Source organism: Actinomyces howellii (assembly GCF_900637165.1).
In the GTDB taxonomy this organism is placed as follows: domain Bacteria; phylum Actinomycetota; class Actinomycetes; order Actinomycetales; family Actinomycetaceae; genus Actinomyces; species Actinomyces howellii.
Map to the genome: position 1 here is coordinate 2,109,028 of NZ_LR134350.1, position 11,199 is coordinate 2,120,226.

Sequence of the window (11,199 nt, forward strand, 5' to 3'; positions counted from 1 at the left end):
GTGTCGTTGGACCCTGATGGTATGCAGACGATCATCGACAACCTGAAGCATTATGCTGAGCGGGTCGAGACGAAGCGTTCTGGCGTCATGTCGGTGAGTCTCCGAGAGGGGCATCCTGCTGACCTCGCTGGCTTCAATAGCACGTTGACGGACAACTCGTTGCTGTTGGAGGGTGAGGCGAACGATCTGCAGCTCCGCCTCGACGCGGCCAGAGCGGCCAACGAGAGCGGACTCATGTTCACCCAACCGGACGGAACCATTCAGTACTACGTACCGGACGGCATGGAGGACACGCTGGAGGTCGTTCGTCAACACAATAATATCGACATCGTCAACCAAGCACGTTCTGACGCTCAGACGATGCTCGACTACTCGCAGAACGGATGCAGTCCGGAGGAGTGGGACGCGCTTCTTGAACGGATGCGTCAGAACCGCGATGATCCCGCCTACGCGAACGCGGTCCTCGCCAACGTGCCTCCAGATGAGATGCTTGACTGTCCGGCAGAGCTTCAGGACGGTCTGACCTACACCAATCATCGTGAAGGCACGTCGACATCCGAACGTCCGAATGCGGGCGAGGACCTCTGCGGTCTGCTCGGGGAGATGCTCTCGACCGCGTCATGCAGGTGGCCGGACAGCAAAGCAAAAGAATATGCTGGTAAGCTCGCTGACGCCACTGAGGCCAAAGGAAAGTCCGGGCGGCTCGATGTCCTCAACGCCATTCTCATGTCTTCACGAGAGATTGACGTGGACGGCGATGGCGTTCCGAACTCTGTGGGTCTTGATTATAGTGACGCGATGCTCGTGGAGCTTGCGCGAAGAATGGAGAACTACTCCCCCCAGGAGCGGGACTGGATGAATCCAGGGGATTGGGGACCGGCGATCGTCGAAGCGTCGTCTTCCGGTAGTCATACGTCCCTGTCCGGCTACCGTCACGATCCTTTGGCTGGCATCGTTCACGCCATGACGGGTAATCCAGAGGCTGGGTTGGAGTGGCTCGTTCCCGAGCCAGGCGGCGGTGGTACGCCTCAGGCACTGTCCTCCGAGGACTCCGTGAATACGGACCGTCGTATCCAGGAGCTCGTCAACCGGGGATCGTTGGATGACCAGCGATGGACGGCCGACTGGGCGCTTCTTGCGCACGAGATCGACAGCCAGGACTGGGTGACCCCTGTTCCGGGCGCGATGACGAGAGCTGAGCGACGGTACGAGGACTCTGCGTCGGCGACGGCTGTGGCAGGGATTCTTAACGGCCTGGGCAGCGGAGCCGACCCGACGGACCTGTCGGATGAGGCCAGGGTGCTCGTTGGAACGACGCTTGCACGACATCCCGAGAGCGTCGTCATGTCGACTAAGGCCGATAATCCCGAATCTCCTGTTCTTGAAACTCGTCAAGGCGATGATCCGGACGCGTACGCCTACGATCCCTTGTTCACCGATCGTGCTCTCAGTAATCTCGCCGGCCAGACCTCACTCAACCAGACGGCGTCGGTGCGGCTCGGTGAGGCGATGGCCGACCATCACCAGGCGCAGATCGACGTAGGGGTCGACCAGTATCGAAACACGGGAGACGCCGCATCACTGAACGCAGCCATGGCCGACCAGAGCAGAACGAATGGATTTTTCGCGGGAGCGGCGAGTCGCTATGGGGTCGAGTCTGCCGGAGAGGCGGATCGAAATGCCGAGTCCGGGAATAACACGCTCTCGTTCGTGGCGGGTCTTATTCCCTACGCGGGACCGATGGCGTCGTATCTCGTTGGAGAGGGGAAGCCGTTCGACGTGAGCAACGAAGATGCAGCAAGAACTGAGGCCAACGAGATTAAGGCCCAGGCCAGCGGCCTCAACAGCGACCAGCTGACGCTCGCGCTCCTCAACAGCGGCCTGTATAGCGAGGACGAACTCAAGGCGGCGGCAGCTCGGGCAGGTAACGGTACGGATGTCCAGAGAGTCATTGGCGAGGATGGTCGCCCTGTTACGGACGGTCTGAGCGAGGCCGAGGCGGAGGGTACCGGGTTCCGCAACGGCCTGGGACTCGTCGGTGCGGAGTTGCCTGCCGTTGGCGGTACACCGGGTGAGACCATGGCCGAGTGGGCGAACGGCGATTTTAACGACGGGTACGAACGCGCCTATTCGACCGGCGGCGGAGATCCTGCCCACGAGTGGGGAAGCAAGGAGGAGTGAATCTATGTCAAGTCGACAGTTCATCGCCGCTTGGATTGCTGTGCTCGTTGCGGGGTTGGTCGGATCGTGCTCGGGTCTAAAAGCGGGTGGGGGTGGGTCGCCGTCGGCGGTTGTGGCGACTGGGGCGGTGGTGAGTTCTGTGGCGCCGTCGGGTCCGGGTGGGTACTCGTGCGCGGGTGTTCCGGATGAGGCTCTTCATGCGATGTTCGGGCCGGATGCGAGACTGAAGAGGGAGAATAATCTGTCTGGTTTGGAGGGCATGCAGTGCAGCGTGTACGTCAGCGGGCGGGACGCGCGTGTCTTCTACTCGATGTACGGGTATATCGGCAACGGGTACGACCCGTGGGACAACCCCCGTACGTCGGAGGGGGCGGTGCGGTCGACCTTCGTGTTCGAGGATGTTGAGAACGGTCATGGTGATTCTCGGATGAGCCGGAGCGGGGACTCCGGGACGACGGTGTTTACGTGTGGGAATCATTATTTCTTGGCGGCTGTGTATAACGATGGTCTGGTGCGTGGTGCTGTGCGGCCTAATCTGGTGAATCTGACGGAGTCGGTGCTTCCGTGGTTGTGCGGGGGTGAGCCGATGCCGGGTCTGGGTCGGACGATGGAGGAGATGACCCCGCCGTGGTCGGTGCCGACCTCGTCGGCGGAACCGTCCGCGCCGGCGGCGCCTGCGACGTGATCAGCTGATCTGGTGCGGTCATCTGACGGGGCGTGTGACTCGCGTCTCGGGTAGGGTTGTGGTGTTCCTGGTGGCCTGTTCCTGAGGAGGCGTGTGATGACCGGTGTGCGTGTTGCGGCTCGTCGTGGTCGGTGCGTGGCTGGCGTGGTGGCGGTGCTGGCGGCGGTGTCGGTGGTGGCCTGCTCGGGCTCTGGTGGTTCGGGTGCCTCGGCAACCCCGTCGGGGGGAGCCTCGGCGTCAGCCACGGCGTCGGGGTCGGCGGCGGCTTCGGCCAGTGGTACCGCTTCTGCCCCTGCCTCTGCCTCGGCCGCCGAGTCGGTGGATCCTGCGCAGGTGACGGCGGAGTCGCTGTCAGACGAGGAGCTGGGGTACACGGTGACCTCGGTGCCGGAGGGGATGGATGCCGTCCAGGCTGAGGTCGTCCAGGCCTACGTCGCCTACGACCAGTTCACCTGGCGCCTGTGGCTCACCCCCGCCGGAACGGGGACGGGCATGGAGGGCGCCGACGAGGTCATGACCGACACGATCCGGGAGTATATTGCGGGGCAGTATGCCGGGCGTCAGCCTGGGCAGTACCTCGAGGGTCCGGTGCGTACGTCGATCGAGAACGTCGTCGTGTACGGCGAGGTGGTGCCGGAGGCTGCTGAGGTCATTGTCTGCTCTGACCGGGGTGACATGAAGGACTACGACGGCTCCGGGCAGGACGTGACCAGCCCGGAGATCCCTGGGAGTACCGAGGTAATTCTGTCCCTACAGCCGGAGATTGACGGGTGGCGGGTGTCCAGCGAGCGTGAGCTGTCGCGCAACGAGTGCTTGGCGTGATGGCTGCGCGCAGGACGAGGTCCGTGAGGACTCTCAGGAGGCTGGTTGGTCGGGTGCTGCTCACCTCGGCGCTGGCGGGATCGCTCATGGTGCTGCCCGCCACCCCGGGGGTGACGCTCACTCTGCCTTCTACTGGAGGTGAGATCGGTCCGTCTGGTCCTGGTGGTGTTGATATCACGGTGACTGTGAGCTATTCGTCGTCCGGGGACGGGTCCTCTGGAGGAGGTGGATCGACGGTGACTACGGCTGCGACGGTGCTTCCTGTGTGTGGGTATGAACCGTATAAGACCGGCGCAGGGCTCGCGGCGTATTTCAACTCCAGGGAGTTCAAGATCGGCTCCCAAGGCGTTCCGATGACTCATGATCAGATCACCGCGGAGTATGGTGACTACGACGCGTATGGCGATGACTCGAACGGTTACTGGTATGACTCCACGTGCTGGTGGGAACGTGCCAAAGACATGGACTTCGTCTCGTTCAGCCAGATGCTGCAGAGCTACTCAGCGGCTAACCCGCCGGTGTATGTGCCTGCGGGGTCGGCTCCGCCTGCGCCGGTGGTTGACGGGCGGACGCTGGCGCGGGCGGCGTGGGAGGTGGTGACGATCCCTGAGCCGCAGGTTGGGTACAACCCGATGCTGGGGGACTCTGGTGCGACGCTGGTGGGGTGGTACACGTGGGTGTGGGCCACAGGCGACACCCCTGAGCGGGTGACGGCCACGGCCACGGCGGGGCCGGTGTCGGCGACGGTGACGGCGGTGGCTGGTGGCCTGGACCTGTCGGCTCCGGATGCTGAGGTCGACTGCACGGGCTTCGGCATCCCGTGGTCGCAGGGGGCCTCGGGGACGGACTGCACGGTGGTGTTCACCCGTTCCTCGGCCCACCTGGGCGGGACGACGCCGTTGAGTGTGTCGGCGTCCTATGGCGTGACCTTCACGGCCACCGACGGGGCGGCCGGCGACCTGGGGTCGGCCACGACCTCGAGCACGGTCGACATCCCGGTCGCCGAGGTCCAGACCCTCAACACCACCACCGAGGACTGAGCGATGACTGAGTTGTGTTCAGGTCGGGTGTGTGACTCGTGTCTCGGGTAGGGTTGTGGTGTTCCTGGTGGCCTGTTCCTGAGGAGGCGTGTGATGACCGGTGCGCGTGTTGCGGTTCGTCGTGGTCGGTGTGCTGCTGGAGTGGCGGCGGTGCTGGTGGCGGTGTCGGTGGTGGCCTGTTCGGGCTCTGGTGGTTCGGGTGCCTCGGCGAGTCCGTCGGGGGGGAGCCTCGCCCCCAGCGACGGCGGCGGGGTCGGCGGCGGCTTCGGCCAGTGGTACCGCCCCTGCCTCTGCCTCGGCCGCCGGGTCGGTGGATCCTGCGCAGGTGACGGCGGAGTCGCTGTCCGATGAGGAGCTGGGGTACACGGTGACCTCGGTGCCGGAGGGGATGGACGCCGTCCAGGCTGAGGTCGTCCAGGCCTACGTCGCCTACGACCAGTTCACCTGGCGCCTGTGGTTGACCCCCGCCGGCACGGGGACGGGTATGGATGGGGCAGACGAGGTCATGACCGAGACAGTCCGCGCCCGCATCGAACGAAGTTACTCCGAGCGTGAGGCGGGTCGGTACGTGGAAGGACAGGTGCGGTCGGCGATAGAGGAGGTCTTCGTCTACGACGAGACGGTTCCGGCAACCGCTGAAATTATTGTGTGTGATGACCGGGGTGACATGCGGGACTACGACGGCTCCGGGCAGGACGTGACCAGCCCGGATATCCAGGGCAGATTCAAGTACTCCATGAGATTGGAGCGCGCCGGCACAGAATGGCGTGTTAGTGGCGAGGAAATACTGTCACACAACCAGTGCTCGGTATCGTGAATGCGCGTGCGACGAACACTTCGGGGAGTCGGGTTGCTAGGTCGCTGATCGTTCCAGTATTGGCGGGATCGCTTCTGGTCTTGCTTGCTCCTCAAGGTTCGGCCAAGGACATATCGGGTTCGAGCGGATCAGTGAGCCAGTCCGGTCCTGGTGGTGTTGATATCACGGTGACGGTGACGTACTCGTCGGCCGGTGATGGTTCCTCTGGAAAGGTTGGGTCGACGACGACGGTGGGCGCTACGGTGCTTCCCATGTGCGGATATCTTCAAGGAAGTAGCGGGAAGCAGAAGGCTGCGGATCTTCATGACAACCAGCTGATGGCCCAGGAAGGGCGTTTGGCCAGGAAGTCGACGGAGGAGATTCGCGCGGCTTATCCGAACTACCAGGAGTACGCCAACGAGGAGGACGGGTTCTGGTACTCGCCGTTCTGCTGGTACGAGCGCTCCGGTGGAATGGATCCCGGAGAGTTCTACAGGATGGCCAACGCACACATGGAGGCGAACTCCTACGTGTATGTGCCTGCGGGGTCGGCTCCGCCTGCGCCGATGATTGACGGGCGGACGCTGGCGCGGGCGGCGTGGGACGCGGTGACGATCCCTGACCCGCAGATCGGCTACAACCCGACGCTGGGGGACTCTGGTGCGACGCTGGTGGGGTGGTACACGTGGGTGTGGGCCACAGGCGACACCCCGGCCCAGGTGACGGCCACGGCCACGGCGGGGCCGGTGTCGGCGACGGTGACGGCGGTGGCTGGTGGCCTGGACCTGTCGGCTCCGGACGCTGAGGTCGACTGCACGGGCTTCGGCATCCCGTGGTCGCAGGGGGCCTCGGGGACGGACTGCACGGTGGTGTTCACCCGCTCCTCGGCCCACCTGGGCGGGACGACGCCGTTGAGCGTGTCGGCCTCCTATGACGTGACCTTCACGGCCACCGACGGGGCCAGCGGCGACCTGGGGTCGGCCACGACCTCGAGCACGGTTGACATCCCGGTCGCCGAGGTCCAGACCCTCAACACCACCACCGAGGACTGAACCGAGGACTGGGTCGCGGCTGAGTTGTTCTCGGGTCGGGTCGTGTGACTCGTGTCCTGGGTAGGGTTGTGGTGTTCCTGGTGGCCTGTTCCTGAGGAGGCTTGTGATGGCCGGTGCGCGTGTCGCGGCTCGTCGTGGTCGGTGTGCTGGCGGCGGTGTCGGTGGTGGCGTGTTCGGGTGTGGGGGTTGGTGGGGGTGGGTCGCCGTCTTCGGTTGCTCCGAGTGGGGCGGTGGTGAGTTCTGTGGCGCCGTCGGGTCCGGGTGGGTACGTGTGTGCGGGTGTTCCGGATGAGGCTCTTCATGCGATGTTCGGTGCGGATGCGAGGCTGAAGAGGGAGAGTAATCTTTCTGGGTTGGAGGGCATGCAGTGCAGCGTGTACGTCAGCGGGCGGGACGCGCGTGTCTTCTACTCGATGTACGGGTATATCGGCAACGGGTACGACCCGTGGGACAACCCGGGAACGTCGGAGGGGGCGGTGCGGTCGACCTTCGTGTTCGAGAGTGTTGAGAACGGTCACGGTGAGGCGCATTTTGATCGCAGTGGCACGTCGGGGACGACGGTGTTTACGTGTGGGAATCATTTCTTCTTGGCGGCAGTGTATAACGATGGTCTGGTGCGTGGTGCTGTGCGTCCTAATTTGGTGAATCTGACGGAGTCGGTGCTTCCGTGGTTGTGTGGGGGTGAGCCGATGCCGGGTCTGGGTCGGACGATGGAGGAGATGACCCCGCCGTGGTCGGTGCCGACCTCGTCGGCGGAGCCGTCCGCGCCGGCGGCGCCTGCGACGTGATCAGCTGATCTGGTGCGGTCTCTGACGGGGCGTGTGACTCGCGTCCTGGGTAGGGTTGTGGTGTTCCTGGTGGCCTGTTCCTGAGGAGGCGTGTGATGGCCGGTGCGCGTGTCGCGGCTCGTCGTGGTCGGTGCGTGGCTGGCGTGGTGGCGGTGCTGATGGTGTCGGTGGTGGCCTGTTCGGGCTCTGGTGGTTCGGGTGCCTCGGCGAGTCCGTCGGGGGACGGTTCGGCGTCAGCCACGGCGGCGGGGTCGGCCAGCGGTAACGCCTCTGCCTCGGCCGCCGGGTCGGTGGATCCTGCGCAGGTGACGGCGGAGTCGCTGTCCGATGAGGAGCTGGGGTTTATCGTCACCTCGATCCCAGATGGTCTGGACGCTCAGGAGGCTGAGGCCTTGGTCGCCTATGCTGCGTTCGAGCGTTTCACCTGGCAGCTGTGGTTCTCTCCTGCCGAGCCTGTCGAGAAGATCGACGGCGCCGAGGAGCACATGACCGCAGAATCGATTCCCCTGTTGGAGCAGAACTACAACGCGCAAGATCCCGGCGAGTACACGACGGGACCGGTTCGAATAGCTGTGGCGAGCGTTCAGGTGTGGGATACCTACCAGCCAGCTGAAGCGGAGATTGTTGTCTGCATGGACAGGACGGAGTTGAGAGACTTTAGCGCGTCGGGCGAGGAAGTGACTTCTCCGGATTCTCGGGGTCGGTTTGAGTATCGTTTCTCTTTGACGATGCTTGAGGGGCCCTGGAAGGTGAATAGTCAGGAACTGATTTCCGAGAACCAATGCGTCGCATGAGGTTAGGTCTTAGAGATCGTCGGCTTGCTTTTCTGGCCTGCGCGATTGCGCTGCTATCGATAGCGACCACTCCGTTGTCTCCAGCTGTCGCCGACTTTGTTGATAATAAGGACGCTGGTTCTTCGTCGGGTGCGGTGGTGGGATCGGGTGCTGGTGGTGGTGTGGAGATGGTGGTCGAGGTGTCGTATTCGGCGTCCGGGGGAGGTGGTGGTGTGGTCTCGACGTCAGTGGGGGCTGCTGTCCTGCCGGTGTGCGGTTATGCCGAGGATCTCAGTGGCAAGGCGATGGCTCAGTTCCTGAGCACGGGCGCGATATCGCAGATCGCTGCCAACACGGACCAGAACGTCGAGGACTGGCAGGAGCCGTATCCGGACTTCGAGAAGTACGCGGAAGACTCGTTAGGTCACTGGTACCTGCCACGGTGCTGGCGTGAGCGTGCCGGCGACATGACTCCTGCGGAGTTCCAGGTGATGGAGACCGAGTTCGAGGCGGTTAGCTCGCCGGTGTATGCGCCTGCGGGGTCGGCTCCGCCTGCGCCGATGATTGACGGGCGGACGCTGGCGCGGGCGGCGTGGGACGCGGTGACGATCCCTGACCCGCAGATCGGCTACAACCCGACGCTGGGGGACTCTGGTGCGACGCTGGTGGGGTGGTACACGTGGGTGTGGGCCACAGGCGACACCCCGGCCCAGGTGACGGCCACGGCCACGGCGGGGCCGGTGTCGGCGACGGTGACGGCGGTCGCCGAGGTCCAGACCCTCAACACCACCGAGGACTGACCCACCCAGCCATGTGTCGGCCGTGCCGCTGAAACGGTGAGCACGGCGGGCCGGCGAGCTGTCGGTCCTTCCGATGCCGCCAGGCCCCCGACAGGACGCTAACGTGGCGCCCATGACCGCAGATCCGCCCCGACCTCGCCCGACCGCTCCTCCCGTCTACTCGCGGGGTTCAGCCAAGGTCGGTGAGGTCGAGGCCCGCACGTGGGGAGTCGACGACATCGCCGACGCCTTGTTCTTCGCGGTCTCCGCCCTCCTCACGCTCTGGCTGGCGTGGGTGCTGCTGGGGTCCGGATGGCACCTCCAGCCGCGCGCCGTCGTCTTCAGCATCCTGTTCTGGGCTGTCCTCGCCTACCTCGCGCTGCCCCGGCTGCACCAGGTGCTCACCTGGCTCTACGTCCCCGACTACTTCATCGGACGCACTCGCACGCCCGACGGCCTCCTGGGCGACCCGGTCAACCTCGCGGTCCAAGGGCACGAGGAGGACATCCATGAGGCGATGACCTCGGCAGGTTGGGTGCGCGCCGACCCCATCTCCCTGCGCTCCTCCTGGGGCATCATCGTGTCCTCGCTCCTGCGCCGCTCCTACCCGGCGGCACCCGTGTCCACCCTCCAGCTGTTCGGCCGAGGACAGGACTTCGCCTACCAGAAGGAGGTCGCCGGCAATCCCGCACAAAGGCATCACATCCGCTTCTGGCACACCCCGGACGGCTGGGTCCTGCCCGGAGGCCGGCGCGTCGACTGGCTCGCCGCCGCCACCTATGACCGCTCGGTGGGTCTGAGCGCGCTCACCCTCCAGGTCACCCACAAGATCGATGCCGACATCGACGTCGAGCGCAACTACGTCGTCGACGACGTCCTGTGGGCCAACCCTGCGGCGGCCCTGGAGACGTGGAACGACTTCTTCACCTCCTACCACGACAAGAACGGAGGCGGGGACCGGGTGGTCACTGACGGCGACCTCTACGTCCTCGACGTCCATGATGTGGTGCCGGGGCCGCAGGAGGACCTCCTGCGGGCTCGACGCATGGACGCGCAGGCAGGGCGGCGACGTCCCGCCGCCCTCGTCGTCTCCCTCGTGCTTCTGGGGATGCTCACCGTCGTCAACATCGTTGAGGCCATCACCTCCAAGACCGTGCGCAGCACCGCGACGGACCCCGAGATCGCTGCCGAGCCCTACGGCACCGAGATCCTCTACGGGATCGTGGCCGCCACGACAACCATCGCCGCGCTGGCAATCGTCGGGCTCGCCGTGGCGGTGTGGCACGGCCACCCGCGCAGCCGGATCGTCCTCATGGGGGTGCTCACTCTCTCGGTGTTCGCCGACATGTCCCAGGTCGCGGCCCTGGGGGTGCGACAGACCACGACAGGGCTCATCATCTCCTCAGCCCTCGGGGTCCTGGCGCTGTTGGCAATCAGCGCACGGCCCTGCCACCAGTGGGAGAGATCCCGTAAGGAGGAGCGCCAGCGACGACGGGAGGAACGTGACCGCCCGCCACAGACGCGGGCACCGGGCGCATGAGAAAGTGGCATGTCTCGACGGCCCTCGGACCTCGCCCAGGAGGCCTCATGACTACCGTGCGGAGGCGGTCGCCAGCGGAGGGGTGGGCTGGGCTGTGGCCGGGTAGCGCTCCTCGACCGTCTCGACAAGGTAGGTGAACAGGGCGATGGTCGTCCCTCGGATCTCGGCGTCTGAAAGGGGCGAGTTGAAGACGGTCGGCTGGTCGAAGACTCCCAGTGAAAGAGTTCTGGGGCCAGCGGCATACCAGGCTGCATAGGCGCGAACCGTGCTCTTGTCGTCGACCACTGACAGATACGTAGTGCCTTCCCGGGCCAGGTTCAGACTCTCGAGGGTCCACCCATAGTCGCTCGGAAATGACAAGAAACGTTCCTCGTCAACGATCGTGTTAGATCTCGTAAGAAACCACGGGTCTCGCGTGTAAGTCACCCTGATGTCGCCGAGTCCGTCGAGCCGCAGTCCGCACGATAAGTTTGGCGTGTCGAAAGAGGACTCATTGTTTCCGGGCGAGTGCTCCACCACCTCCCTGCCGGTGATCTTCTCGATCGTATCGATGGAGAACAGTTCACATGCAGTGGCGGGAGTCGTTGCGCCGCCATCGTCGCTTGACGTTCGATGTGCTTGCCACCATGCTCCTGCGCCAACTATTGATGCGACGAGGAAGAGGACCAGGAATCTCTTTCTAGTACTCATTGGCCCACACCTTCGTGCGCCTTGTTGAATTCCTCCGCATTCTCCCACCGATC

10 protein-coding genes are annotated in these 11,199 nt (G+C 64.6%); 9 read left to right on the plus strand and 1 reads right to left on the minus strand.

Annotated elements, in window-relative coordinates; translation table 11 throughout:
- The first annotated feature begins 21 nt into the window (after nucleotides 1–21).
- The 9 genes from EL245_RS08855 to EL245_RS08900 all read left to right on the plus strand — a co-directional run bounded on the left by EL245_RS08855 (nucleotide 22) and on the right by EL245_RS08900 (nucleotide 10,456).
- Nucleotides 22–2,181, plus strand: coding sequence for a DUF6571 family protein (locus EL245_RS08855; protein WP_126382812.1), 2,160 nt, complete (start codon nucleotides 22–24; stop codon nucleotides 2,179–2,181).
- Between the two features lie 1,018 nt (nucleotides 2,182–3,199).
- Nucleotides 3,200–3,688, plus strand: coding sequence for a hypothetical protein (locus EL245_RS08865; RefSeq protein WP_126382813.1), 489 nt, complete (start codon nucleotides 3,200–3,202; stop codon nucleotides 3,686–3,688).
- 353 nt (nucleotides 3,689–4,041) lie between these two features.
- Nucleotides 4,042–4,728, plus strand: coding sequence for a hypothetical protein (locus tag EL245_RS08870; RefSeq protein WP_232009702.1), 687 nt, complete (start codon nucleotides 4,042–4,044; stop codon nucleotides 4,726–4,728).
- A gap of 325 nt (nucleotides 4,729–5,053) precedes the next feature.
- Nucleotides 5,054–5,545, plus strand: coding sequence for a hypothetical protein (locus tag EL245_RS08875; RefSeq protein ID WP_126382814.1), 492 nt, complete (start codon nucleotides 5,054–5,056; stop codon nucleotides 5,543–5,545).
- A 335-nt stretch (nucleotides 5,546–5,880) separates the two neighbouring features.
- Nucleotides 5,881–6,576 (plus strand): hypothetical protein, encoded by a 696-nt coding sequence (locus tag EL245_RS08880; protein WP_232009704.1) that lies wholly within the window; start codon nucleotides 5,881–5,883, stop codon nucleotides 6,574–6,576.
- Nucleotides 6,577–6,695: 119 nt separating this feature from the next.
- Entirely contained in the window at nucleotides 6,696–7,364 is a 669-nt protein-coding gene (locus EL245_RS08885) for a hypothetical protein (RefSeq protein WP_126382815.1), read from the plus strand.
- A gap of 95 nt (nucleotides 7,365–7,459) precedes the next feature.
- Complete coding sequence (locus EL245_RS08890) at nucleotides 7,460–8,158, plus strand: hypothetical protein (RefSeq protein WP_126382816.1); 699 nt, start codon at nucleotides 7,460–7,462, stop codon at nucleotides 8,156–8,158.
- Between the two features lie 161 nt (nucleotides 8,159–8,319).
- The gene (locus EL245_RS13430; protein WP_197719400.1) at nucleotides 8,320–8,937 is read left to right on the plus strand and encodes a hypothetical protein; all 618 of its coding nucleotides are present in this window, start codon (nucleotides 8,320–8,322) and stop codon (nucleotides 8,935–8,937) included.
- Between the two features lie 112 nt (nucleotides 8,938–9,049).
- The gene (locus tag EL245_RS08900; RefSeq protein WP_126382817.1) at nucleotides 9,050–10,456 is read left to right on the plus strand and encodes an LssY C-terminal domain-containing protein; all 1,407 of its coding nucleotides are present in this window, start codon (nucleotides 9,050–9,052) and stop codon (nucleotides 10,454–10,456) included.
- A 51-nt stretch (nucleotides 10,457–10,507) separates the two neighbouring features.
- Here EL245_RS08900 and EL245_RS08905 read toward each other — a convergent pair whose 3' ends face one another.
- Complete coding sequence (locus tag EL245_RS08905; RefSeq protein ID WP_126382818.1) at nucleotides 10,508–11,146, minus strand: hypothetical protein; 639 nt, start codon at nucleotides 11,144–11,146, stop codon at nucleotides 10,508–10,510.
- Nucleotides 11,147–11,199 lie beyond the last annotated feature (53 nt).